Here is a 24,583-nt window from a genome sequence, read left to right on the forward strand (position 1 = left end):
CCCTACGAAGAACTTCGTCGAGTCGTTAGCACCAATGAGATGATCTCACGGAGTCACGCTGTACCGGCTGTTGAGCCTTCGGGGTAAACACATACTCTCGGACGAAGAGTTCAAGCAACGACGTGAGCGACTACGGCGGGACGAGTGAGTAGCACAAAGTGGCCTGAGCACTATACTGGATGTCACTCTGCACTTAGTGAACTATCCCTGCCTGTTCACTCGCTTGCGCTCGTTCCTTGAGGACGGGGGCTTAGTTGCCCTCGCATTCAGCTATCCAATCGTCAGCACGCGATCGGACGCCGTCACGATCTCGAGCAGATCGGACATCGTCGACATTGGGCAGTACTCGCTTTCCTCGCTGTTGCGGATCTCGAGACACGTCCCGCACGCCTGCAAGTCACCACCGGCATCGACGAACGCTTCCATTCGGTCACGAACGTCGAACTGGTCATCAGTGATTTCCTCAGCCTCGACACCGTCTCCCAGCAGGAATACTGACACGTCGTGTCCGTTCTCGACTGCCGTAATACCGAACCGGAGCGCGTTCCAGGCGCGTTCGGGATCAGCAGTCTCGAGGACAATTCCAATACTGTCAACTGACGGTTCCGATTGCTGCATTATAGATGTGTATTATGGCCCCAATAGTATAAACTATTCCCTCATCGAGAAAGCAAGTAAAACGAGTTCACGTGAGAATCTCAGCAGTCAGTCCGTCTGAACGTCGATATCTCCGACCTGGGTCGATTCGTGGTACGTACAAATGTACACCGACATCTCTTCAGCGGCGACTACACCCTCGAGGGTTGTCTCTTCGCCTTCTTCGCTGACGTCGTCGCTTTGGTAGTCGTCGATGATCTCGTCATCCTCGTCTCGTATCTCTAGATTATGTGTCACACCGTCGGCGTTGATCCAGCTGAAGTCGTATTCGTTCCCCTCGATAAGCGTGATCGTTGGATTGTCCTCGCCGTCGATGATACCGGGTTCCAGCCCGGTCCACGCCTCGACACGGCCTTCGAAGTAGAACTCGTCGACATCTTCCCACTCGTCGTCGGCCTCGCCATTTTCCGCTCCGTCCGGTTCCTCCTCGTCCGTATCGTTCTCTTCTCCAGGCCCTCCGCAGCCTGCCAGTGCTGCCATACTAACTGCGCCACTCGCTCCAAGGACCATACGACGTGTCAGGTCATTACCCATACAACATCTATCACCAGACGACCTGATAAACGGCTATTAGGCATTAGAGAGACTGTCTTTGGAGACCGACCTGGAATTCCCCAGTGGGAGACATCAGAAACAGCGACTGGATGGAGCAGCGACGCAACCGATCCCCCATACACGGTTCCGGCGGGTGCCTTCGCTGCAGTATCGGAACGCACAAATCGACAACCGTAGCACGCCAGTTCGGAACGTCAGCCGTGGCGTTCTCACTACGTTTCTCGTATCTGCTCGAGTGCGTCTGCGAACCGCTCTAGTGGCTGGGCGCCAATCAGCGTCCCAGCCGCCTCCGTTTCCGGGTCGAAGACGACGAACGTCGGTGTTCCGCGGATATCGAACGCCCGTGCCTGCGCTGCGTCGGCTTCGACGTCATCTTCGAACGCCGGACGATCGTCCTCGAGACACGCCTCGAGTTCGGCGGCGTCGACGTCCGGAACCGAGTCGGTGATCTCGAGGAGGCTGTCGGCGCTAGCCCACCCCGAATTGCGCTCGCCCTGTTCCGCGAAGACCGCAGCGTGCCAGTCCCAGTACGTCGACGGGTCCGACTTGCGGACCCGTTCCCAGACGCACTTCGAGGCGACAGCAGCGGTCATCGAATCCGCCCCGAAAAAGGGCACCACGATAAAGACGAGCCGTACCTCCCCGGACTCGATGTGGTCCGCGATGAGTTCGGGAAGCACCTCCCGTTCGAACTGTTCGCAGATCGGACACTGGAAGTCCGTCCAGTAGTAGATCTCGATCGGTGCGTCCGAATCGCCCATGATCGGCTTTCCCGCCAGGTCGACGCCGAGGGCTGACGTCTCTTCGCTCGCGTGCATCGTCGGCGAAAGGGAGCGACCATCGTCGGTATCGTCCGAGCGGGAGAGATAGTAGACACTGCCGACACCGAGCGCGAGGGTCGAACCGGCGAGCACGGCGCGCCGGGTCGTCTGACCGAGCGACATTCGTGTTCGGTTGCTGGTTCACATCGATTCCTCGTAACCGACGCGCCGATTTGCCGAGTCAGCAAAACGGAGGAGCACCTTTGTGATCATCGTGCGACGAAACACCTACTCGTGGTATCGAGCACGCTCGAGACAGTTCGAAGACAGGTCGTGAGTCGTCCGTCCTCGAAACCCAGTGGCGACCGCCCGTCCGTGACATCCGTCGGCAGACATCTGGCTGCAAACTGGGTGACGGAGTTGTGAACTGGGACGAGTCGGTCGGCAGGTTCGGGCGGAGCCTTTCGAACGCGATACGGTATCCGTTCGAGTCTTGGTACGGGACGGTTGGCTTCGTCCTCGTCACGTTCGGTACCTACATCCTGTTGATTCTGAGTACGATGCCGGAGTTTGCGCTCCAGATGCTCGCCGACGGACTCCACTGGTTCGATTACGTCCTCGTCTCGCTGACGGAGTCCGTCTACCTGACCAACGGCGCCACGGGGCTCGGGATTATCGTCACCTACGCGCTCCTGACCGGCGTCGCCGTCGTCAATGCCGTCGCACAGCTCCGGCTCGTCGGCCTCTCGGGTGCGACGAGCGTGTCCGGTGTCCTCCCGGGACTCGTCGCGTCCGGTTGTGCGAGCTGTGGGGCAGGTCTGCTCGCCTTCCTCGGGTTCGCCGGCGGGCTGACGCTGCTTCCGTTTGACGGCACGCTCGTTCAGGCCGGCGGTCTCGCGCTCTTGCTGTTCTTTCTCGGACGAGCGGGCCATCCCGAACAGTGCGTCGTCTCACTGGAGGAATCACAGTGACGAGAAGCGGACACCACCGATTACTCGGCACAAACCGACGCGCGATCAGCTGGGGGGCCGCTACGTCAGCAGGTGTATTCGTCTTGTTCGGACTCGTCACTGAACTCATCCCGAATCCGCTCTTCGTTCGGATGGTCCCGCGGACGGGCTTCGATTACCTGTTTCTCACCCTGACTGCGCTTCTGGCTGGCGTCTACGTCACTCAACGGCTGGCAACTGACGTCCGCACCGTTGAAGACCTCGAGGACGAGGGAGCCGACCGAGACGAACATAGCGATTACGATCCCGACCTCAATCACGATCATCGCCACGGTGAGAACGACGAAGCCGATACTGATCGGCTTGCGTTCGGCGGTCTGGTCGGCGGGTTTCTGGCGGTTAGCTGTCCAGTCTGTAACGCCATTCTTCTGGCGCTGTTCGGTTCGTCCGCGCTCATGACCTACTTCGATCCGCTGCGGCCCCTGCTCGGTGCGGTCTCGGTCACACTGCTTGCGGGGTTGATTTACGTCCGTCACCGACGGTCGTGTCCGACGTGTGCGTCGCAGGCGTGACCAATGATCAGTCCGTGTCCTTCCACTCGCCAGCCTCGACCTCGCGAAACTCCCCTTTGGCCTCGCGTTCGCGCGGCCAGAGCATTACGACGAGTAACGCTGCGTAGAACGCTCCGACGACACCGAAAACGACAGATCCGGCGAGTGTTCCAACTGCTGCGGCGGCGGGGAGAGTGGCATCCGGGACGAACGCCGTCACGCGAAAGAGCCACGCGAGACCGAGGACGAGCAACAGCGCGAAGTAGATGCGTCGAAGTCGATTCGACACGGCCTCGAACATTGTGGTCTTGTACGTCGGGTATCGGTAGTCTTCCCCCAGTTCGGTTCGCCAATCGTCGTGTTCGACCTCCAATGACGGATCGAACGCGTTCGCGAAGAGATCCTGCTGGAAGAGGCGAACGCGAGAACGGTAGACATCGTAGTCGCGGTACCGGCGAGCTTCGATCCAGCAAAACAGGCCGACGGCCAGCACGCCGATGAGGATGATATAGTGGGGGTTGTCGGGACTCGAGAACGCCCACGTGAGGATCGCAGCCATGATCGTGACGCTCCACGTCGTCGTCTGGTCCAGTCGGGATCGCCAGGTCGTTTCACGATCCAACTCTCCGCGATAGGCGTCGCCGAAGACCGTACTCAACTCTGACGTGTCCCGTCCTATCTCGCGACCGGGATCCGCCGCTGTACCGTCAGTATCGGTGTCGTCAGTCATCGGCCTTCCTCGTCTTTCGGTAAGCAACGCAAAATAACGGTGGGCAGAATGAGTTTTTCTCATATTGCACAATACTAAAATACTCTCGGTACGTAGGGGCCTCAATGACTGATACGGCCTCTAAAACGACTGCTGTTGCAGAGAATGCACCGCAAACGCCGATTCAGCTGACCGACGCGGCCGAGTACGACGACCTGCTCGAGGCCCACGACCTCGTGCTCCTCGAGTTCGTCACGTCCGGGTGTGGTATCTGTGCGTCTATGGAGCCGGTGCTCAGTGTAGTCGCGCGCAGCGCACCCGGTGCGGTGGTGACGGTAAACGCCGGACTCGTTCCGGACCTCGCCGACAAGTTCACCGTCCGACGCGTCCCGACGTTCGTCGTGTTAAAAGACGGTGAGGAAGTCGACCGACTCGATGACGGCTTCCAGTCCGCAGACACGCTCGTCGACGTCCTCGAAACGCACGCTGAAGAGTGACGACGGATCGCTTGGTACTGTCGAACAGCAGTCAATACGAAGCCGATCGTGAATTCGGGGTCGTCGTCGACGGTAACGACTCCAGCAGAACGATCGGCTTCACGTAGTTCTATCCAACAGTACGAATCATTCGCATGCTGAACAACCTGCTCGCCAGCGGACGACGAATCCGATGACCCCCAGCGTCAGCACCGTCACGATGATCTGTCCGAGACTGGCACCTAGTCCAGCCGCAGCGCCACCGCCTGCCAGTCCAACAGCGCCAGGAGCAAGCGCCAGACAGCAGAGGCTCGCCGCGCCTGCAAGGCCGAATAGCGACCGTCGTGACGCAGTCTTTGCATCCATGTAGACACTCTATGTAGATGATACGGATAGACATTGTGGAGCTGAATCGAACGAATGTCGTGGCAATGTCCAGTGACAGATCATATGGGAGTTGGCCTCCGCAATTATCCCCAGAACGAGGCGTTACCGAGACAGTAAAACAACGCCACCCAACCGACGAAAAGACCCGCAATGACGACGATGAAGTCGGCCAGACACGTACCGACGATAACACAGTATCCGATCCCGAACGTCAGGAGTACTAACGAGAGACCGAACAAGATGTGACATCGCCGTTCGACCGTCGGATTCATGACTCGATGTATTCCGACTGATCCCAAATAACCATGTCAGCAGTTCGTTGAGTATCACAGGACTCGATATGAGGGCTGACGAAACGCCGAGAAGCAACGCGGACGCACATATAAGACGGTCTCGGTGATTTGCTGAACCAGCAAACCGTGGCCTATTTGACGGTAACTGACGGAATGTATTGCGTGCAACACGGAGGCTCCGGGGATTCGGTAGACATTTTCCAACTTCTCGCTGACGAGTACGCACGGAAGATCCTCCTCGCCGCGGATAGTGGACCGAAGACCGCAAAAACACTCAGCGAGGAGTGTGACGCCTCACTAACGACCATCTACCGCCGCGTCTCGGTGCTACAAGAACACGAACTCGTCGAGGAACACCACACCGTCGATTCCGACGGCTCTCACCGAAGCGAGTTCGAAACGTCACTCGAGGAGCTTCACGTCACGATTAGCGACGGTAAACTCTCGCTGACAGTCGAAACGCGCGACGATCTCGCGGACAACTTCACGTCACTGTGGAGCGATCTTCGGGGAGGTGACTGATGGAAGTCTCGTTCCTCCTCTCGAAGGGAATTACGCTCGTGTTGAGCCTCATCGTCGCATATCTTGCGTACCACGGTTACCGGCGAAGCGGGCAGACGCCGATGCTGTACGTCTCCGGTGGATTCGTCTTCATCGGCGTCGGTGCGATCTGTGAGGGCCTCATCTACCAGCTATTCGGTACGACGATCGCGTCCGCAGCGCTCGTACAGGGGGTCATTGTCTCGAGCGGCATGGTACTCGTCATTCTCTCACTTCGACGATAGTAATACGAATTGCGGCGGCGATAGTTTCTCCCTGAAATGCTGCAATTTTTCCGAGCCAGAGAATCGCCGGACGGCGTTTATGAATCGGCTCGAAATACCGAGCTATGAACCGGCGTACGTGCCTCCAAACGATCGTCGCCTCGAGTTTCATCGCCACTGCAGGCTGTCTCGAGTCGCTGTCACCGGGTGACGAGGAGTCAACTCGTTCACGCGCGGATGGCGTCACGCTCGGGCCACCGGAACAGGATTTGAGCGAGGCGTCGCATCCGAGCTACGGTGAGGAGTTTCCAACGGTCGAGTTCCCTGACCCGTTGACGGGCGAGACCGTCTCGACTGAGCAGTTCGTCGGCGAGCGCACTACACTGATGACGTTCTTTTATACGTCGTGTCCGGACGGTGCGTGTCCCGCGCTTCTCTTGCGGTTACGACGAGCGCAGGAAGTCGCGGCTGAAGAAGGCTACGGGGACGACGCTGCCTTTCTCGGGATGACCTTCGACCCCGAACGCGACACCGAAGACGAGTTACGAGCGTATGCCGACCAGCAGGGCGTCAATCTCGACGCTGGAAACTGGCACTTCCTTCGCCCAAAGGAGTACGAGGACGCAAAAGCGAGCCTCACAGAACAGTTCGGGCTGCCACTCGAGAAGCGAGACGCTGACGAGTACGAGAATCTCGAGTATATGTTCCCCCACTACAACTATCTCTTCCTCGTCAACGAGCAGGGACGCATCGAGCGAGTATACCCGGACGGGGCAACTGTCGACCCGTCACAGATAGTCGACGACTTCGAAACGGTGGTGACGGCGTAGATGCGACGGCGAGACGTCCTCGCTGGTCTCGCCAGTGTCGGGGTCGTCGGTGGTGGTGGCGTACTGGCGGTCCGTGGCGTCCCTTCGTTCGAAACCGGGAGCGACGACCCGGAAGCGACGGATGGAGCGGAGACAACGGCTCCCGATCCGATCGCGATAGAAACGGTCGAGGCGCCTGGCAGCGAAGCTGGCGAGGTTCGGATTCCGGCGCCCGAGCGGGTGACGTTCGTCGATTTCTTCGGAACGTGGTGTCCGCCGTGTATCGAGCAGATGCCCGCACTGGCCGAGGCGAACGATCGCATTGGATCGGACGTGCTGTTTCTCTCGGTTACGAATGAGGCGGTCGGCTCGTCCGTCACCGAAGACGAACTGGTCGACTGGTGGGACGAACACGATGGCGACTGGCTGCTCGGCCTCGATCCGACCGCCGAACTGACCTCGCGGTATCTCGCGGGCGGCTACCCCTCCGCCGTCGCGATCGATACGGATGGACGCGTTCAGTGGTCCGACTCCGGCGTCAAAACCGCAGACGAACTCGTCGCAGGGATCGAACGAGCGCTCGAGGCGGAGGCAGGGACGTAACCGATGCTCGACGCCGCGTTCCTCTCGGCGATCGGATTCGGACTTACCGCTGGTCTTGCAACCTTCTTCAGTCCGTGTGCGTATCCGTTACTGCCGGGGTACGTCGGGTTCTACGTCAGTCAGACGGACGGTGACGACGCCTCGCTCGGTGGCGCGCTCCTCCGCGGTGGGGTCGCCGGCATCGGTGTGCTGGGGACGCTCGCTGTCCTTCTGGGAGCGACGTTCTGGCTCGGCCAGTCGACGGTCTCACAACTCACGTTCTTCGAGTCGCTCGTCGGCGGGCTGCTGGTGGGTTTCGGAGTGCTCGTCCTGCTGGGCTGGGTTCCGTCGCTGTCGATCCCCCTTCCAGAACGCCGCTCGAGCGTGCTCGGATTCGGAGTATTCGGGGCGGGCTACGCGCTCGCCGCGGCTGGATGTGTCGCTCCCGTGTTTCTCGCCGTGGTCGCCCGCGCGCTGTCGCTGCCGGCCGACGCAGCGGCAGTCGTGGTAGCGACGTACGTGGGCAGCGTCGTGGTGTTGATGCTCGGGATGACCGTCGCGACCGGGATGGGACTGGTGGCGAGTGCGGGACGACTCGCAGCGTACACTGGCCATCTGAAGCGACTCGCCGGTGCAGTGATGATCGTCGCCGGAGTCGGCCAGCTCGAATAATTCGAAGTAGACACCGATCCCGAGAAAGTGAATGACTCCGTGGATCGCCAGTGCAATTGCGACGATGTACGTGAGGTAGCCAGCCATTGGAATTCATCACCTAGAAACTATTGAACCCGATGTTACGGCTCCAACAATTGCTACGTAGCTGGATCACGTCAGCAATGATAACCCTTCGGGTGAGACGTTGCACTCGACGCTGTACAGGGACGAATCATCGGCAATCGGGACGGCTATCCGGGCATTTCACCGTCGAGCAAGATGGCCCACATCAGTAAACTGGACTTTCACTCAATACACCACTAGTTGTGTCTATTCTTCGGACTCGACAAACGGCTCATGACTGTCAGTAACTCTCTATTCGGACACGTACCGCCACAGTGTACGTTCTCTCGAGCCAAGCGACGATGTTTATCAGTTAGTCCACACAAGAAGTAGTATGCAGTCGGATCGATCTGGGCCGGTCACTACCCGCCGCCAATTGCTCGCGGCCCCCCTCGTCGGCGCAGGTGGAGGGATATCGGGCCGATTCGGAACCGTCAGGGCCTCCACCGACGAATCGCTCCCCGCGTCTCTCGACGAGCGCGTTCCGAACCTGCTCGATCGATACGACGTGCCGGGGGCGTCGATCGCCTTGATCGAGAATGGCGAGGTGACGTGGAGCGGTGCCTACGGCAGCGCTGACCCCGCGGACGGGCGCCAGATGGTCGAAGACACCCCGTTTCAGGTGCAGTCACTTGCGAAGTCGATCACTGCGTGGGCGGTGCTGAAGCTCGTCGAGCAAGGCGAACTCGAACTCGACGATCCGGTTGGCCGACACCTCACGAGCTGGGAGCGTCCGGACGCCGCGTATTCGTGGGCAGACGTGACCGTGCGTCGATTGCTCTGCCACAGTGCCGGACTGCCAACGGGTGGATACGAGGGCGTCCCACTGGACGAAGCGCCGCCGCCGCTCCGGAAGGCGCTGTCCGGACACGCGGACGGACCGGCGGCGCGACCGACGAGCGAACCCGGCGAGTTTCGGTACTCGAATATCGGGTACGCGTTACTGGAACTCCTCCTCGAGGACGTTACAGGTCGTGACTTCACAGCGTACGTGGCCGACGAAATCCTCGATCCGCTCGAGATGGACGGTGCCACCTTCGTCGCCACCGAGGGGCTCCGATCGGAACTGGCCACGGAGCACTTCGTGGATGGGACCCCGGCGCCCGCGAGACACGGGCCCGCCAGCGCCCACAGCGGGCTGTACGCAACTGCGGCAGACATCGCTCGCTTCGTCGCCGCTGGCATGGAGACCAGCGGGGAACCGGTGGGGCGGGGCGTCCTCGAGCCGGAGCACGTCGCGGCCCTATACGCTCCGACTGTCGAAACGACGGGCTTCTACGGCCTCGCCAGCGACGGCGCGGGGCTCGGACACTTCGTCGAAACGCTCTCCGAGGGGGAGCGGGCGGTGATGAACGGTGGCCAAGGTTCCGGTTCGTGGCACTGGTTTCACGCTGTCCCCGGGACCGGCGACGGAATCGTCATCCTCACGAACAGCGAACGGAGTGTCCAGCTTATCGCCGACGTCATTGAGGCGTGGACGGATCGAAGCGGCCTCCCCGCAGTGTCACTGACGCGCGCGAGGAGCTGGATTCGCCTGCCGATCTGGATTCTCGTCGGCGTTGCGGCCGGGCTCGCCCTCCGACTCGGATATGGTGCTATCGCGGGAACGCGAACGTTCGCCCCGCTATCCGACCGTGACCGCGTTACTCGAGCGGTCCTGGGCACCCTCGCAGTCGTCACGTTCGGGCTCTGGTGGACCGTCGGTCGGGAAACTGTGGCGTTCTTCCTGCCGGTGATCGCCGAGTGGGTCGGACTGGCACTGTCCGCAGTCGTCGCTCTCCTGCTGGTGACGGTCCTGTTTCCCAAAACGAACAGGGGTGAACCGACGTGACTACCGACAGCGCCGGCGACGAACCGGCGAGCGAGACGTCGACCATCTCGCTCGTCTCGTCTCCGGAGGTGGAGCCGGAGTTCTTCGAATACTCGAACCCGTGGCAGTTCTTCGCCATCGCGTTTGGCGTGTCGTACCTCTTCTGGATCCCACTGGTCGTTCTCGAGTACGACCCGTTTGCATTGCCTGGGGTAGTTCTGTTCGCCGGCGGTGGACTCGGCGTCCCAGGGGCGGCGATCTTCTTGCTCTTTTGGGATGCCGAAGAGAAACATCGGCGTGACTACTGGCGACGGCTCGTCGACGTCCGGCGGATTGGGCTGCGTTGGTACGCCGTGGTCCTTTTGCTCGTTCCGGTCCTGAACGGGTTGGCACTACTCTTGGGCATCCTGGCCGGCGACGCGGTTCCGGCGTTCGAGCGAGCTGCCGAGTTCGCTGCCGATCCGGTATCGCTCCTCCCGTACGCGGTTTTCATGCTGATCTTTGGCCCACTGCCCGAAGAACTGGGCTGGCGCGGTTACGCGCTCGACGGACTGCAGGCGCGCTGGAACGCGTTGTGGGCGAGCCTGATCCTCGGATTCGTCTGGGCCGTCTGGCACGTCCCCATGTTCTTCATGATCGGGACCTACCAGGCCGAGCTGGGGGTCCTGACGCTTCCGTTCTGGGAGTTCATGGTCGGGGCAACGCTCGTCTCAGTTATGTACACCTGGATCTACAACAACACGGGACGCAGTATTCTCGGAGCCGTGCTGTTTCACTTCTCGGGAAACTTCAGCGGCGAACTCATCCCCCACGGTCCCGTTGGACGCCTCTTTCCGGCAGTGTTGGCGCTGCTGGTCGTCGTCGTGGTGGTCTCCGTCTACGGGCCAAAGACACTGACCCGACGTGCTCGCGTACAGTCGTCCGATACGGAGTAATCCCTCGCCATCGGCTCTTCGGAGACCGACAGGCTTTGCCATCACCGACAGTGGGCGACGCAGCCGCTCGAGTCCGCGTGATCTCACCTATCGACGGAGTGACCGACCATTCGCTGATCGATCCGAATCGTGCCGTCTGGCGGGCCAGTATCTGGTTCGAGTCCTCGTCGATCCTGCCGAAACGGAGCGATCATCGCCACTATACGTCAGTTCATACCCGATTACACAGCTATCGTTCGATCGGTGGGCAAACAGTTGCAGTTGGTACTATATTGTGCTCCCTGCTGAAGACGCTGGCATGGGGCTGCAGCTACGAAACCCGTTCCGGTGGCCACTGACCGTCCTCGGCGGGATTTTCGTCCTGCTGGGGGAGACCGTCTTTACCGGCCAGGCGTATCGCCAATGGCCCGCCGAGTTCTCACCACTCACACACTACCACAGCGATCTGGGGATGACCGTTGGCGGTCCGCCAGGGGCGAACACGGCGCTGGGGGCGCAGTACTACAACGCGGGTCAGGTGTTCATCGGCCTCGCGGTGATCCTGTTCATTGGTGGACTGTACGTCTACTACACGGGCAATCGTCGACGCGACGCGTTGCTCATCATTGGCCAGTTCGCGGGGATCTTCATCGGGGTTGCGCTGATTATGAACGGTGTTTACTCACTCGATTTCGAGGGGCACGGCCTGTGGGTCGTTCCGATGTTCCTCGGGATCACCGTCGGACTCGTTCCGATCAACGTGGCACTCTATGGCTATCCGGACTTCCCGCAGTGGATCGCCGGCTACGGCATCCTCGTTGCGCTACTCCCGCTGGGGCGATACCTCCTGATGTTCGTCACTGCAGATCCGCTCTTTATCGCCGAATGGATCCTCATCTACGCCGCATTCGTCTGGATCGTTCTCGTCACCGTTGACGCATTCAGAAAGGGAGTACTGTCGAACAGATTCCGGCGCCGTTCTGAAGCACGACAGCAGACTGTACCAACAAATCCATTTCGATGGTCTCTCACCGCCCTCGGCGGACTATTCCTGCTCCTCGGTGAAGCGTTCTTCACCGGGATGGCGTACTCCCACTGGTCAGGCGCGTTCTCGCCGTTATCGAACTTTCACAGCGATCTCGGGGGCGCAGTGGCCAGCGGTCGAGGTGCGAACACCGCTCTCGGCGCGCAGTTTTACGATGCTGGCCAGGTCTTTCAGGGACTTGCCCTGATACTATTCGTCGGTGGGTTGTCCGTCTACTACACCCGGAGTCGGCGACGGAATGCGGTACTCGTGGTCGGTCAACTAGCCGGACTCTTCGTCGGGATCGCGCTGATCATGAACGGGATCTACTCCGTCGATTTCGACGGCCACGCAGCGTGGGTCATTCCACTGTTCCTGGCCCTGAGCGCGACGCTCGTTCTGCTCAATATCGCGCTGTACGGCCACCCCGAATTCCCTCGAGTAGCAGCCGTCTACGGCGGCCTCGTCGGACTGATTCCGCCCGTCATGTTGTACGTGACGACACCGATGCTCGAGTCTCCGTTCGTCGTGGAGTGGATCCTCATCTACGGTGCGATGCTCTGGGTGCTTCTCGTGGTCGTCGACGTGCTTTCGGGCGAGATGCAACAGTCCGATCACGGGACCGGCGAGGCGACAGCGGGAGATGAGTAAGATGATGCGACAGCGCCTGTGACAACGGGGAGGGAGTCGACGCACTCGGTCCAGTAACAGCGACGATTTCTGTTGCGTATCGGTTACTCCCTCTCAGCGGCGGCGGCCCGATTTGCCGGAACACCGCCTGTATGCTCCGTGCCGGGAATCGTCTTGCGGGCCGTCAGCTTGCTGCTCCCGTAGCCGACCACGAGAAGTGCTGCGACGGCGAGGTAGACAACCGTCATCGACACGTCGACCGCGAGTGTCGTTTCGATCGTCTCGAGATCGATTTCCCACGGAAACAACAACGCACTGACGTTGTTGGCAGCGTGGAACGCCATCGCCAGCAGGACGCTGCCGCCGGTACTGTTGTATATCCATGTAATCATCACCGACGTTCCGATCACCTGTGCGAAATACAGCACCGGTGGGATTTGCGAGTAGAAGGTCCCCGGGACGAAAAACAGCGGTGCATGCCAGAGCGCCCACACGACACCGATCACGACGCTTGCAACCAGCGCGGTGTATCGTTCTTGGAGCCGCGGCAGCGCGAACCCACGCCAGCCGAACTCCTCGAGGCCACCCTGGAGGAACAGCTGAAAGACAAAGTAGCCGACGATCAAGCCCGTTCGCTCGGGCAGCAGTTCCGGCCGTGGTGGGTCACCGGTGAGGACCACGATTAGCACCGTCGAACTGACGACGAGAACGACTGGCAGTCCGACGATTGCGATCAGGTACCAGCGCAGTCCAGTTCGCCAGATGAGAACCTGTCCTGCCCACTGCCGGAGGCTTCCGCCGGTTACCCACGTGAGAAGTGCCGCAGCGAGTATCGGTCCTACCACCCCAATCGGGATCAACGGGAGGCCAGTGACGATGTCGATACCGTGAGCCGTCCACGTGAACGCGATGGCGAGGACGAAAAAGAGTGTGACTTGGTGGGAACGGGCAAACCCTTGCAGATCAGTATTCATGGACGGTTCCTCCAGCGGCGATCACGTCTCCCGTAGCCAGCGGAGAACGCTCTTGTGTCACTCGAGCGGCTATCGTGGCAAAACGCTCCGCGAACCCGGGGGCTGGCACAGTTACTGGCCCGACCGAACTTGTCCAAAGTGACGTACGCACCCGTCCGCAGCTTCCGATCTCGACGTGTGTCCTCGCCAGTACTGGTGGTGAAGAAGTAGTCATACTGACATTATGCTGGGTAACGTAATAAATCCCCAGTCACGGGGAGTGGTATTGGGATCAGTTGCTCCGTTACCCTCGACACACCGTCGTTTCCCGGACGGAGTCTCGAGGAGACCACTGTGATATAGTAACAACTGCAACTATTTACACACTGATCGCCGATCTGCTTGGTGATCAGGTGTGCACTGACTTGCAGTGGCTACTATAGACTACCGGACAGGCAAAAACCGACTCGGAACGCGTGATTATCGACGAGCCACGACTGCCAGCGTCTCCGGCCGGTCGTGAACACGCTCGACGCTAAAGCCTGCATTCTCGAGTTGCCCCACGACCTCGTCGACTCCGAACCGTTCGTCGACATCGGGGCCGTCCTCGCCCGTTCCATCGGCGGACCAGTCGACGGTCACGAGGCGTCCGTCCGGCTGAATCACGCGAGCGAGTTCCGCCATCGTCTCCTCGTCAGCGTACTCGTGATGCGTCATCGTCGAGAACGCACCGTCCAACTCGTCGTCCTCGAAGGGCAACGAATCGATACCGGCTGTGACCAGTTCGACGCCCTCCGTGAGCCCCACCTCACGGTGGTACTCGTGCATCTCCTCTTGGATGTCGACCGCGTACAACGTGTCGACGAACGGCGCGACGTCTCGAGAGTAAAAGCCCGTGCCTGAGCCCAGATCCGCGACGACGTCCTCGGGATCGGGTGCGAGCAACTCGAGCAATTCTTCGCGCGAACAGAAGCGATAGCGAGACGGGTCCTCGAGTTTGTCGGCGCGCTCGACGGGGAACGTGTGAAATCCCATGTGTACACTTTTGGGCGGGAATCACAAGAGTGTGCGCTTTTGCGGCCGGACGAGACGCCCGCGTCATCAGCCGTCGAACCGGAGCAGTCGCAGCCCGATCAGACTGACGAGGACGGTCGATCCCTCGTGGCCGACCACCGCGACCGGAAGCGGAATCCCTGCGGTGAGGATTGCGAGCACCATAATCGCGATGGCGCCGAACGCGATGGCGAAGTTGATGTAGAGCGTGCGTCGCGTCTCCTTGCTAAGCGCGAACGCGTAAGGGAGCCGATCGAGTTTGTCCGACATGAGGACGATGTCGGCCGTCTCGAGTGCGACGTCGGTTCCGGCCCCACCCATGCCGACGCTGATATCGGCCGTTGCGAGGGCGGGGGCGTCGTTGACGCCGTCGCCGACCATCGCGACTGCTTCGTGGCGTTCCTGGAGCGCCTCGATGTGTTCGACCTTCTCCTCGGGGAGTAACTCCGCGTACACCTCGTCGATGCCGAGTTCGTCGGCGATGTACTGGGCGACCCGTTCGTTGTCGCCCGTGAGCATGACGATCTGTTCGACGCCGCGCTCGCGGAGTTTCGCGATCATCTCGGCCGCGTCGGGCCGGATCGTGTCGGTGAAGGCCAGCCAGCCGAGGACGCGAAGGCCGTCGGCAGTCTCGCTGACGACGAGGACACTCGTCTTCCCGTTGGCCTCGAGTTCGCGGACGGCCTCGAGGCCGGTCTCACGGCCGTCGATCGGCCGATCGCCGAGGACGCTCTCGACGTATCGCGGGTTCCCGATGTGGATCGTCTGGCCGTCGACGGTCGCGTGGACGCCCTTGCCGACGACCGCCTCGAAGTCACTGACGTCGGGCACCTCGGGGCCCCGCTCCTGGGCAGCCTCCACGGTCGCCTCGGCGAGGTGGTGTTCCGACCGGCTCTGGACGGCTGCCGCGAGCGCGAGCAGTCGATCGTCGTCCCGCGAGTTGGTCTCGAGGGCGGTGTCTGCGATCGGCTCGCTGCCGACCGCACCGCCGTCGGTAGACAGGGCGTCCCCGCGAGCGCGGACGTCGGTCAACCGCGTGTTCCCTTCCGTCAGCGTCCCCGTCTTGTCGAAGGCGATGGCGTCGACGTTCCCTGCGGTCTCGATGTGTTCGCCGCCCTTGAACAGGACGCCTTGTCGACCGCCGGCGGAGATCGCCGAGAGGACGGCCGCCGGCGTCGAGATGATGACCGCACAGGGGGAGGCGGCGACCATGAGCGTCATCGCGCGGTAGAACGTCGGCTCGAACGCGTGATTGAGTAGCCAGAGCGGCAGCGCGATCGCGATCGCCGTCATTGTGAAGACCCCCAGCACGTAGGGCTGCTCGAAGCGGTCGATGAGTTGCTGGGTCGGTGCGCGCTTTTCCTGTGCCTCTTCGACCATGGTGATCAGCCGGGAGATCGCCGACTCCGTGGCCTCTCGGGTCACCCGCACCTCAAGGCTCCCCGTCTCGTTGATCGTCCCGCTGAACACCTCGTCGCCGGGTTCTTTCGTCACGGGCACCGACTCGCCGGTGAGCGACGACTGATCGACCGTACTCTCGCCGGACTCGACGACGCCGTCGAGGGGCAGCCGTTCGCCGGGCCGAACGACGAACACGTCGCCGACCGCGACGTCCTCGATCGGCGTCGTCGCTTCCGTTCCGTCGCGAAGCACCTGCGCCGACTCCGGGCGCATGTCGACCAGCGACTTGATCGCGGTTCTCGAGCGGCCGATCGCGTACTCCTCGAGGACGCCAGAAAGGGAGAACAGGAACAGTAACATCGCTCCCTCGAACGGCGCGCCGATGTAGAGCGCGCCGAGTGCTGCGATGATCATCAGCAGGTCGATCTCTATAGCGGGTTCTCGTAACGCGGCGATACTCGCTTTGAGCCCGTACCAGCCGCCGAAGACGTAGGCGACGGTGTAACTGGCCCAGACGACCGACGGGGGCGCGTCGAACCAACTGCCGAGGAGTCCGATCATCATCCCGAGGAACGTCAGGACGACGAACACCGCCTGCCGCCGAACGTCCAGCCGGTCCGTCGGTGCTGCCGGCTGCTCGTCGGCGAGTGACGCGGAACCCGATGGCGCCTCCATACGGACTGTTGGAAGCCGTCGTGGATAAGCGTTCACGTGGGTTGACGGAAGTGGGAATTTGCCCGAGATGAGGGCGTGTGCAATTCGACGGACTGCTGTCGCGGGCCATCCGTGGCCGGCGCTGTTGTCCGTCATCAGGGTAGTCGCGGCTCCGACGGCATAGTATTGTCCATTTCACACAATTTAAGTCCAGCGGGTCCGTAGGGTGGCGCAATGAGCGACTCACTCGATGAAGAACGAGAGCGAATCCGTGAGCAGAAGAAACAGGAACTTCAGCAGCGCCTCGAGAACGGCGGCGAACTGGGTGAAAACGCGGCCACCACTGCCCAAGCGCCGTCCGAACCCATCGCGATCGACGGCCAGGCTCATCTTGACGACGTCGTCAGCGAGCACGACGTCGTCCTCGTCGACTGTTACGCCGACTGGTGTGGTCCCTGCCAGATGCTCGAGCCGACGATCGAAGCACTGGCCGCCGAGACCGACGCGGCGGTCGCGAAGGTTGACGTTGACGCTCACCAGCGGCTGGCTCAGCAACTCGGTGCCCGTGGCGTCCCGACGCTCGTTCTCTATGCCGGCGGTGACCCCGTCGAGCGGATGGTCGGAGTCCAGGATCAGGGGACGCTCGAGGGGCTGATCGAACAGCACAGCTAAATTTTCGTTGCTGGCCGAGCTACAGACGAACCACAACCATCGCGCCGTAACCGAGCGCGAATGCGAAAACGAACGAACCGATCCAGGCCAGTACGGTAATCCCGAGTTTTCGAGGGCTGATCCCACCGGTTCCGCCAACGGCGATCCCGGCGCCGATGACGGAACTGACGATAATCTCGTTGAACGAGATCGGAACGCCGAGCAGGACCGCCGTCTGGGCGATGAGAAACGACGGGACTAGCGTCGCAATCGAGCGACGCGGTCCCAGCGACGCGTACTCCTGCGAGACCGCCTTGATCATCCGTGGCGCTCCGGTCCACGAGCCCATGAGAATCCCGAGCCCGCCGCCGAGCAACACTGCGATCGGCGAAACGATCGAGACGTCGTCGATCAGCGGGAACAGCGGTCCGACGGCGAGACCGACCTGACTTGCACCTGCGGAGAACGCGACGAGTCCGCCGAGAACGAGCAGGAATCGACGCAGCCCGCCCGTCTCGTCCTGTCTGACGTCCCAGTGAACGAGAAGTGCCGCGACCGTCCCGACACCGAACGAAACGACGACCACGCCGATGTGGCCGAGCTGGAGAATCGTAGCGCCGGCTGACGCAAGTGTCCCGCCAACGCTTTTGAGAAGGACGAACTCGAGGTTTGCGACAACTATTCCGACGAGACCGGCCAGCAGCGCAACGCTGATCCGTTCGGGAACGCCCGGTATGGGAAGCACGCTGGCGATAGCGTACGCGAGTCCGCCCCCGACAAACGGTGTCAGGACCCACATCGCGCCGATTTCGGCGTACTTCCCCCAGGCTGGCTCGCCGCCAAGCGCGAACCCGACGCCAATCACAGCGCCAGTGACCGTAAATGCCGTCGCGATTGGATAGCCAGTGGAGATACCGATCGCCATCAACCCCGCTCCGATCAAGAGGACGACAATGACGCTCGTAACCGGCAACGAGATACCAACGACGAGGTCGCCGCCGACGGCTTCGGAAACGCTCGCCCCCTGGGTTACCGCGCCGGCGAAACCGAGGGTTCCGACGAGAAACGCGGCTTTCATCGTCCCGATCGCGTTGGCACCGACTGCGGGAGCAAACGGGGTCGCGCCGCTCGAGCCGGCACCGATGGCCCAGGCCATGAACAGACTCGAGAGCGCGGCGAGGACAAACAGGAGTATCGTTGCGAGTTCCATTGATGCTCGAAACGTGTAACAGCGTCAGTCAGCGCCTGTGGGCGACGTCTCCGACGCGGTACGGTGGCTGCGCCAGTAGCCTTGGATATAGGCGCCGACGAACATGCCGGCCAGTGCCCAGAGGATCGTGACGTTACCGACGCCGAGGCTGGCGTAGGCCGCGCCGGGACAGATTCCCGAGAGGCCCCAGCCGACGCCGAAGATCGCGCCGCCGATCAGGATGTTGCGGTCGAACGATTTCAGCCGTCGGCCGTAGGTGTCGCCCGTCAACGGGGCGCGGTCGAACAGCCGCGGCACCACCGCGAAGGCGATGCCGGTGACGACCGCTGCACCGCCCATGACGAACAACAGTCCGAAATCCTCGAACTGGAGGAAGTTGAGGACGACTTCGGGGCGGGCCATGTGACTGAACCCGAGTCCGAAGCCGAAGATCAGGCCGCCGACGAAGATCAGCGGCATGAACAGGGGGTGTCTTTGCTGACTCATACTATGGACTCACCCCAAGGGCCATCACGACCTGTGCCGTCCCGATCGCGACGATCAGGAACGTAATCACGCCGACGATCGACGTCTTCGAGCCCGAACCGACGCCACAGACCCCGTGGCCCGACGTACAGCCCTTGCCGATCCGGGTGCCGATACCGACGAGGATTCCGCCGAGGAACAGCCGCCACGGCTGGACGTCGGTCAGCCAGAGCGAGACTCCGCCGAGGTCATACAGTTGGCCAGTCGTCCCCGATTCGTAGAGCCCGCTCGAGACCAGACCGGACTGGAAGGTCAGCGCGTAGACGAACGCGCCGGCGATGATCCCGAGCGTGAAGACGACCCGCCAGTCTCGCGAACTGACGTACCGCTGGAACCGCGACTGGTCCGAGACGTATGAAAGCGTCGACTCGAGGAACGTACTCGCGCCGGCCGGAATGCCGGTCCCGAGATAGATGACGACGGCCCCGAGCCCGACGAGCAGTCCCCCGACGGCGTAGCGACTGATCCCGGCGGGGAACAACGACTCGTAGAGTGCGGGTGCGAAGAGTTCAGTGACCATTCGACTGGTGGAAAGTGGTGTTAGTCACCGGCCAGGGACTTCTGGCTGGCGGCGCAGTTATTCGGGCCGAGCTCGAGTTCGAACGCTTCCTCGTCGCCGGTCTCTTGCTGGCCGAGGTTCGTCGCAATAATTTCCTCGTAGTTGGCCGGACGGGGTGGCATGTCCGAGAGGATCAGCTCGACGAATTCGTCTTCGTCCATCGTCAGGGCGTCCATCTCGTCCTCGAGTTCGCCGATCGGTGCGGTGTAGGTGCCGTCGGCGGCGGGAACAGCCGAGTCGCTGACGTGTGCGCCGCCGATCAGGGTGTCTTCGGGTAGCGAGAGCACGCGCTCCTGCAGCGACTCGTAGAGCTGTTTGGCGGCGTCTTCGGCGCCCTCGTCACCCTCTTCTAAGTCGGGGCGGGCGACGCTCTCGACGAAGAGACCGTCACCCGTCGCCAGTAACTCGTCGTCGATCAGATACGAGGTCATTCCGGAGGTGTGGCCGGGCGTGTAGACGGTTTCGATCGTGACGTCGCCGATCTGGAACTCGTCGCCGTCCTCGGCGAGGGTCATCTCGTTGGCGTAGGTGACGCCGCGGTCGACGGACGCGTCGGGGATGACGCCCTCGACGCCGTCCGCAGCGAGGTTGCGAACGCCCGAGATGTGGTCCGCGTGGATGTGCGTGTCGATGGCGTATTTCAGGTCGACGCCCAATTCCGCTGCATCCTCGAGATAGCGGTCGGTAAACGCGCGCAGCGGGTCGATAACGGCCGCGTCGTCACCAACGTGGACGAAGTAGCCGAGGCAACCCGAGGAGGGACGCTGGTACTGGAGGAGCGTCCCCGCGCCGTCGTAGTGGTCGACCTCGACGGCCTCGTAGATGCGTGCCCAGCCGTTCATCCCGTCCTCGAGGTGGTCGACATCGTAGCCGTGTGCTTTCAGCGCGCCCGCAACGAACTCGCTGGCACCGCCTTTCGCGCAGAGAACGGTCACGTTACGGTCGTCGGGAATCTGCTCCAGAACGCTGTCGTCGATCTCCTCCTCGAGGAATTCGAAGTAGGGAACGTTGATCGACTCGACGTTCCCTCCGTCGATACGCCACTCGTCGTAGTCAGATTGCATACGGGCGTCGAGAAGCGTGACGTCCTCGCCCGAATCGATCTGTGCTTTCAACTCGTCCGGAGTCACCGATTCGACGTCGGCATCCGGCGTTGGAAAGTCCATATCGTCCATGGTGTACAGTTCACTGTACCGGTTGCTTGCACTTAAGGATTTGTGCAATAGTTCCTAATACACACAATACGGGTCTGGAGGTCACTGTCTTCTCATCCGCTAATTGTGCATCATAGCGGCTCAAAAGTCCTAAATAAACTCTCTGGCAATCTCGGACGACCGAGAGATGTTTGCATCTGAAGCAATAATCGATGCGTTTTTATAGGCGAAGCCAATATTGTGTAGTAGCTCCAATACAGAGCATACAACTAACCTATGAGTTCGGAACCCGACACCACCGAGACGCTCGACGTGAAAGGACAGTCCTGCCCAATGCCCGTCGTCAAGACCAAGCAAGCGATCGACGACCTCGATGCCGGCGACGTTCTCGAGGTCGTCGCGACCGATTCGGGAAGTATGAGCGATATCCAGGGCTGGGCCGAGGGGACCGCCGGCGTCGAACTCCTCAAGCAGGTCGAAGGAGACGACGTCTACACGCACTACGTCGAGAAGACCGAGTAAGATGAGTACGGATAGCCCGACGTCATCGACCGACGAGTTCGACGCCGCGGAGCTGCAAGCGCTGCGCGAGCGGGTCGACGAACTTGAGTCGTCGGTCGCCGAGACGGACGACGACGGCAAGAAGATGACGATCATCGCCACCAAGGGGACGCTGGATATGGCGTATCCGCCCCTGATCCTCGCGAGCACAGCGGCCGCCTTCGACTGGGAGGTCGTCGTCTTCCACACGTTCTGGGGACTGGACATTCTCCACGAGGAAAACGCCAAGAACCTCAAGCTGAGCGCCGTCGGCAACCCGAACATGCCGATGCCGAACGCGCTCGCAGCCCTCCCTGGAATGGACGCGATGGCGACGAAGATGATGGAGAAGAAGATCGACGACAACGATACGGCCACCATCGAAGAGTTGATCGACCTCTCGATCGACCAAGGAGTCGAGCTTCAGGCGTGCCAGATGACGATCGATCTGATGGACTACGACGAGGACGAGTTCTACGATGGCGTCGTCACCGGCGTCGGCGCGGCGACCGCGCTTCAGCACATGGCCGAATCCGACGTACAGTTGCTGATTTGAACATGACCGAATCCGGATTACGGAACGATCCATCGGAACAGTGACAAAACCGAGCCAGCGGGTTCTCGAGCGGATCGCCGAGGCGGACGGTGTCGACCCGGTCGAATTGGACCCGCCGCTTCACGACGTGGTGGACGCGACCGCGCTCGATCCCTGTTCGAACCGACGAAACGTGACAGCGCTGATCGTCGTGGAACCGTCACGTTTCGCTATCGCGGGTACGACGTGACTGTAGACGGTGACGGGAACGTCACCATCGAGTGACGATTCAGGGAGTGTTTCGCGCCGAGTGCTGAACCTGCTCGGCCTCGACTCACTGATATGGATTGCTGTACCGATTTACCGGCGCAACCGCGAGCCATCCTGCGGTTGCGCCGGAACTGACTTGCAGTAAATCGTACGAGACCTCGTTCGTCGACAGAGAGTCGACCGTCCGTCGAACGCGTAGCCTTCCGGTCCCCCCACGACTGATACCACCGGTCGTTGTACGACGGGTAGGACGATGCACGCGCCATCACTCCCGGACCGAACGATCGACGCGTACGCCGACGTGACGAGGTCCGATCGTCTCGAGCGGCTTCGGTCGCTCGCCGACACGCTGGCCGACAGTCGTATCCTGCACGTCAACTCGACCGCGACCGGCGGCGGCGTCGCCGAACTGCTTCGGTCGATCATTCCGCTGTGTAACGATCTCGGGGTCGACACCGACTGGCTCGTCATGGACGCCGACGACGAGTTCTTCGAGGTGACCAAGGCGATGCACAACGCGCTGCAGGGGAGCGGTCCCCCGCTGACCGAGGAGATGAAAGCGACCTACCGGACCGTCAACGAGGAAAACGCGATCGAACTCGAGGACGAAGCCGAGTACGATCTCGTCGTGATCCACGATCCACAGCCCCTGGGGATGCTCGATCACCTCGAAGCGGCGATGCCGACGACCGCGATCGTCTGGCGCTGTCACATCGACCTTACCGATCCGAGCAGCGAGTATCTCGCGTTCGTCTCCGAGTATACGGCACGGGTCGACCACGCGATCTTCAGTCGATCCGGCTACGTCGGCGACACTGCGGTACCGGAGACGAGTATCGTCTATCCGTCGATCGACCCGATCACGGAGAAAAATCGGGCGCTCGACGCGGAGACGGTCGCAACTGAGCGCAACCGGCTGGACCCCCTCTCGTTCGAGGACCCGCTCGTCACGCAGGTTTCCCGGTTCGATCCGTGGAAAGACCAGTTCGGCACGCTCGAGGCGTACCGTCGCGCCAGTGCGGACGTTCCCGATCTCCAGTTAGCGCTAGTGGGCGGGATGGCCGGCGACGATCCGGAGGGACTGGAGTTGTACGAACAGGTCGCCGAGGAGGCGGCCGCCGATCCGAACGTCCACGTCCTGACCGATCTGCCGGATAGTGGCGTGAACGTCTTGCAGCGCGAGTCGGACGTCGTCGTCCAGAAGTCGCTGCGTGAAGGGTTCGGTCTGGTCGTCTCGGAAGCGCTCTGGAAGCGGACGCCGGTCGTGGGCTCGAACGTCGGCGGCATCCCGCTGCAGATCGTCGATGGGGAAACTGGCTATCTCGTCGGTCCCGACGATGCGGCGGCTGCCGGCGAACGCGTCGTCGACCTGCTCGAGGACGACGATCGCCGGGCGAAATTCGGCAGGAACGCTCGCGAGCACGTTCGGGAACGCTTTTTATTGCCCCGACAACTCGTAGAGTTGCTGGACGTACTCGCCGACGAACTGGACCGTGACCGGTGAACATTCGGACGAGATCGCGACTGTCACCGGAGTGGTGTCCCCCCCTACAATTATCCACCACAGCGGTGAAGTCAGCGAACGACAGCCATGGACCGACTTATCGATTCGATACTGATACCGACGGACGATAGCGAGGGAGCCCTCGCGGGAGCGAAACGCGCGATTGCGCTCGCGTCGCGGACCGGTGCCGACGTACACGTCCTCTCGGTCGTCGCCGTTCGAAGTGATCTAGAAGGGATCACCGGCGCGGCGGAGTCGATGTACGCGTCGCTCGAAAACGAGGCCGAAGACGCAGTGGAGACCGTCGCTGACATGGTGCGATCCCACGACGCGGAGCTCGAGGTGACGACCACCGTCACGCGCGGAACGCCGTTTCAATCGATTAGAGAGTACGCCACGCGACGCGAAACCGACGTCATCGCGATGGGGACGAAAGGACGGGATGGACTGGACAGGGTTCTCCTCGGTAGCGTTACGGAGAATGTCCTTCGGACGGCGCGTACGCCCGTCCTCGCCGTTCCTCCGAGCGCTGACACGACCGGAGTTGACGATATCGCCTTCGACGAGTTTCTTCTCCCAACCGACGGCAGCGACGGGGCCGCCGCCGCGGCCGACTGGGGAATCGGCCTCGCTAGTCGACTCGAGTCGATGATCCACACCGTGTACTCCGTCAATACGAGCCGCATCGTCCAAGAAAAAGCGCCTGAAGAACTGTTCGACGCCCTCGGGCGAAGCGGCGAGGACGCGATCGACACGGTACGGGAGCAAGCCAGAAACGCTGGTGTCAGCGTCTCCGGGGCGATCGCGACCGGGCCGCCGGCGGACGTGATTAATGAGTGACGGAAGTTATGGGCATGGGCTGAGATGGGCGAGTAATGGGAGGAGACCGGCGAGGCGATCTCGTTCGTCATCTGAGTGAGGAGGA

28 protein-coding genes and 2 pseudogenes are annotated in these 24,583 nt (G+C 61.6%); 17 read left to right on the forward strand and 13 right to left on the reverse strand.

Annotated features, from left to right (window positions below):
• Positions 1-270 precede the first annotated feature (270 nt).
• The 3 genes from D8Y22_RS14625 to D8Y22_RS14635 all read right to left on the reverse strand — a co-directional run bounded on the left by D8Y22_RS14625 (position 271) and on the right by D8Y22_RS14635 (position 2,156).
• Entirely contained in the window at positions 271-618 is a 348-nt protein-coding gene (locus D8Y22_RS14625; RefSeq protein ID WP_174811863.1) for a DsrE family protein, read from the reverse strand.
• 87 nt (positions 619-705) lie between these two features.
• Complete coding sequence (locus tag D8Y22_RS14630; RefSeq protein ID WP_246084456.1) at positions 706-1,137, reverse strand: PKD domain-containing protein; 432 nt, start codon at positions 1,135-1,137, stop codon at positions 706-708.
• Positions 1,138-1,424: 287 nt separating this feature from the next.
• Entirely contained in the window at positions 1,425-2,156 is a 732-nt protein-coding gene (locus tag D8Y22_RS14635) for a DsbA family protein (RefSeq protein ID WP_141465445.1), read from the reverse strand.
• Positions 2,157-2,395: 239 nt separating this feature from the next.
• Between D8Y22_RS14635 and D8Y22_RS14640 the strand changes: the two genes are divergently transcribed.
• Together D8Y22_RS14640 and D8Y22_RS14645 are read left to right on the forward strand one after the other, a co-directional pair.
• Complete coding sequence (locus D8Y22_RS14640) at positions 2,396-2,944, forward strand: hypothetical protein (RefSeq protein ID WP_141465446.1); 549 nt, start codon at positions 2,396-2,398, stop codon at positions 2,942-2,944.
• Entirely contained in the window at positions 2,941-3,495 is a 555-nt protein-coding gene (locus tag D8Y22_RS14645) for a hypothetical protein (RefSeq protein WP_141465447.1), read from the forward strand. The genes D8Y22_RS14640 and D8Y22_RS14645 overlap by 4 nt, the downstream gene beginning before the upstream one ends.
• A gap of 7 nt (positions 3,496-3,502) precedes the next feature.
• On the opposite strand, the gene D8Y22_RS14650 is transcribed toward D8Y22_RS14645, so the two are convergent.
• Positions 3,503-4,204 carry a DUF2270 domain-containing protein gene (locus D8Y22_RS14650; protein WP_141465448.1) on the reverse strand — a complete coding sequence of 234 codons (702 nt, stop codon included), beginning with the start codon at positions 4,202-4,204 and terminating at the stop codon, positions 3,503-3,505.
• A gap of 104 nt (positions 4,205-4,308) precedes the next feature.
• Between D8Y22_RS14650 and D8Y22_RS14655 the strand changes: the two genes are divergently transcribed.
• Entirely contained in the window at positions 4,309-4,680 is a 372-nt protein-coding gene (locus tag D8Y22_RS14655; RefSeq protein WP_141465449.1) for a thioredoxin family protein, read from the forward strand.
• 126 nt (positions 4,681-4,806) lie between these two features.
• Here D8Y22_RS14655 and D8Y22_RS14660 read toward each other — a convergent pair whose 3' ends face one another.
• Both D8Y22_RS14660 and D8Y22_RS23390 read right to left on the reverse strand, forming a co-directional pair.
• Entirely contained in the window at positions 4,807-5,025 is a 219-nt protein-coding gene (locus tag D8Y22_RS14660) for a hypothetical protein (protein WP_141465450.1), read from the reverse strand.
• A gap of 104 nt (positions 5,026-5,129) precedes the next feature.
• On the reverse strand, positions 5,130-5,318 hold the full coding sequence (locus tag D8Y22_RS23390; protein ID WP_141465451.1) for a hypothetical protein: 189 nt from the start codon (positions 5,316-5,318) through the stop codon (positions 5,130-5,132).
• A 183-nt stretch (positions 5,319-5,501) separates the two neighbouring features.
• Here D8Y22_RS23390 and D8Y22_RS14670 point away from each other — a divergent pair, with 183 nt between their 5' ends.
• The 8 genes from D8Y22_RS14670 (at position 5,502) to D8Y22_RS22885 (ending at position 12,670) form a co-directional block, all read left to right on the forward strand.
• On the forward strand, positions 5,502-5,861 hold the full coding sequence (locus tag D8Y22_RS14670) for an ArsR/SmtB family transcription factor (RefSeq protein ID WP_141465452.1): 360 nt from the start codon (positions 5,502-5,504) through the stop codon (positions 5,859-5,861).
• Positions 5,861-6,124 carry a DUF7521 family protein gene (locus tag D8Y22_RS14675; protein WP_141465453.1) on the forward strand — a complete coding sequence of 88 codons (264 nt, stop codon included), beginning with the start codon at positions 5,861-5,863 and terminating at the stop codon, positions 6,122-6,124. Before D8Y22_RS14670 ends, D8Y22_RS14675 begins: the two co-directional genes overlap by 1 nt.
• A 104-nt stretch (positions 6,125-6,228) precedes the next feature.
• Positions 6,229-6,933, forward strand: coding sequence for an SCO family protein (locus tag D8Y22_RS14680; RefSeq protein WP_141465454.1), 705 nt, complete (start codon positions 6,229-6,231; stop codon positions 6,931-6,933).
• Positions 6,934-7,515 carry a TlpA family protein disulfide reductase gene (locus D8Y22_RS14685; RefSeq protein WP_141465455.1) on the forward strand — a complete coding sequence of 194 codons (582 nt, stop codon included), beginning with the start codon at positions 6,934-6,936 and terminating at the stop codon, positions 7,513-7,515.
• A 3-nt stretch (positions 7,516-7,518) separates the two neighbouring features.
• Positions 7,519-8,166, forward strand: coding sequence for a cytochrome c biogenesis protein CcdA (locus D8Y22_RS14690; protein ID WP_141465456.1), 648 nt, complete (start codon positions 7,519-7,521; stop codon positions 8,164-8,166).
• A gap of 439 nt (positions 8,167-8,605) precedes the next feature.
• A complete protein-coding gene (locus D8Y22_RS14700; RefSeq protein WP_141465457.1) occupies positions 8,606-10,102 on the forward strand; it encodes a serine hydrolase domain-containing protein in 1,497 nt (498 codons plus the stop codon).
• Positions 10,099-11,016 carry a CPBP family intramembrane glutamic endopeptidase gene (locus D8Y22_RS14705; protein WP_141465458.1) on the forward strand — a complete coding sequence of 306 codons (918 nt, stop codon included), beginning with the start codon at positions 10,099-10,101 and terminating at the stop codon, positions 11,014-11,016. The genes D8Y22_RS14700 and D8Y22_RS14705 overlap by 4 nt, the downstream gene beginning before the upstream one ends.
• A gap of 298 nt (positions 11,017-11,314) precedes the next feature.
• Positions 11,315-12,670 (forward strand): hypothetical protein, encoded by a 1,356-nt coding sequence (locus D8Y22_RS22885; RefSeq protein ID WP_246084457.1) that lies wholly within the window; start codon positions 11,315-11,317, stop codon positions 12,668-12,670.
• An 83-nt stretch (positions 12,671-12,753) separates the two neighbouring features.
• Here the strand turns inward: D8Y22_RS22885 and D8Y22_RS14720 are convergent, their stop codons facing one another.
• The 3 genes from D8Y22_RS14720 to D8Y22_RS14730 all read right to left on the reverse strand — a co-directional run bounded on the left by D8Y22_RS14720 (position 12,754) and on the right by D8Y22_RS14730 (position 16,731).
• Positions 12,754-13,623, reverse strand: a complete 870-nt coding sequence (locus D8Y22_RS14720) for a CPBP family intramembrane glutamic endopeptidase (RefSeq protein ID WP_141465459.1) — start codon at positions 13,621-13,623, stop codon at positions 12,754-12,756.
• A gap of 459 nt (positions 13,624-14,082) precedes the next feature.
• Complete coding sequence (locus tag D8Y22_RS14725; protein ID WP_141465460.1) at positions 14,083-14,637, reverse strand: class I SAM-dependent methyltransferase; 555 nt, start codon at positions 14,635-14,637, stop codon at positions 14,083-14,085.
• Positions 14,638-14,703: 66 nt separating this feature from the next.
• Complete coding sequence (locus tag D8Y22_RS14730; RefSeq protein WP_141465461.1) at positions 14,704-16,731, reverse strand: heavy metal translocating P-type ATPase; 2,028 nt, start codon at positions 16,729-16,731, stop codon at positions 14,704-14,706.
• A gap of 213 nt (positions 16,732-16,944) precedes the next feature.
• Between D8Y22_RS14730 and D8Y22_RS14735 the strand changes: the two genes are divergently transcribed.
• The gene (locus tag D8Y22_RS14735; protein WP_141465462.1) at positions 16,945-17,382 is read left to right on the forward strand and encodes a thioredoxin family protein; all 438 of its coding nucleotides are present in this window, start codon (positions 16,945-16,947) and stop codon (positions 17,380-17,382) included.
• A 19-nt stretch (positions 17,383-17,401) separates the two neighbouring features.
• Here the strand turns inward: D8Y22_RS14735 and D8Y22_RS14740 are convergent, their stop codons facing one another.
• From D8Y22_RS14740 to D8Y22_RS14755, 4 genes are read right to left on the reverse strand one after another with little or no spacing between them, the layout of a single operon-like run.
• A complete protein-coding gene (locus D8Y22_RS14740) occupies positions 17,402-18,571 on the reverse strand; it encodes an inorganic phosphate transporter (RefSeq protein ID WP_141465463.1) in 1,170 nt (389 codons plus the stop codon).
• A gap of 24 nt (positions 18,572-18,595) precedes the next feature.
• Entirely contained in the window at positions 18,596-19,057 is a 462-nt protein-coding gene (locus D8Y22_RS14745) for a YeeE/YedE family protein (RefSeq protein WP_174811864.1), read from the reverse strand.
• Position 19,058: 1 nt separating this feature from the next.
• On the reverse strand, positions 19,059-19,616 hold the full coding sequence (locus tag D8Y22_RS14750) for a YeeE/YedE family protein (RefSeq protein ID WP_141465464.1): 558 nt from the start codon (positions 19,614-19,616) through the stop codon (positions 19,059-19,061).
• A gap of 20 nt (positions 19,617-19,636) precedes the next feature.
• Positions 19,637-20,830 carry an MBL fold metallo-hydrolase gene (locus D8Y22_RS14755; RefSeq protein WP_141465465.1) on the reverse strand — a complete coding sequence of 398 codons (1,194 nt, stop codon included), beginning with the start codon at positions 20,828-20,830 and terminating at the stop codon, positions 19,637-19,639.
• Positions 20,831-21,085: 255 nt separating this feature from the next.
• Here D8Y22_RS14755 and D8Y22_RS14760 point away from each other — a divergent pair, with 255 nt between their 5' ends.
• The 5 genes and pseudogenes from D8Y22_RS14760 to D8Y22_RS14780 all read left to right on the forward strand — a co-directional run.
• Positions 21,086-21,331, forward strand: coding sequence for a sulfurtransferase TusA family protein (locus D8Y22_RS14760; RefSeq protein ID WP_141465466.1), 246 nt, complete (start codon positions 21,086-21,088; stop codon positions 21,329-21,331).
• A gap of 1 nt (position 21,332) precedes the next feature.
• Positions 21,333-21,905 carry a DsrE/DsrF/DrsH-like family protein gene (locus tag D8Y22_RS14765; protein ID WP_141465467.1) on the forward strand — a complete coding sequence of 191 codons (573 nt, stop codon included), beginning with the start codon at positions 21,333-21,335 and terminating at the stop codon, positions 21,903-21,905.
• Positions 21,906-21,945: 40 nt separating this feature from the next.
• Positions 21,946-22,169 (forward strand): annotated as a pseudogene (locus D8Y22_RS14770) (HalOD1 output domain-containing protein).
• 238 nt (positions 22,170-22,407) lie between these two features.
• Complete coding sequence (locus tag D8Y22_RS14775; RefSeq protein WP_141465468.1) at positions 22,408-23,658, forward strand: glycosyltransferase; 1,251 nt, start codon at positions 22,408-22,410, stop codon at positions 23,656-23,658.
• Positions 23,659-23,745: 87 nt separating this feature from the next.
• Positions 23,746-24,489: pseudogene (locus D8Y22_RS14780) on the forward strand (universal stress protein); the annotation flags it as partial.
• Between the last annotated feature and the right edge of the window lie 94 nt (positions 24,490-24,583).

Source organism: Salinadaptatus halalkaliphilus, assembly GCF_006543045.1.
Taxonomy (GTDB): domain Archaea; phylum Halobacteriota; class Halobacteria; order Halobacteriales; family Natrialbaceae; genus Salinadaptatus; species Salinadaptatus halalkaliphilus.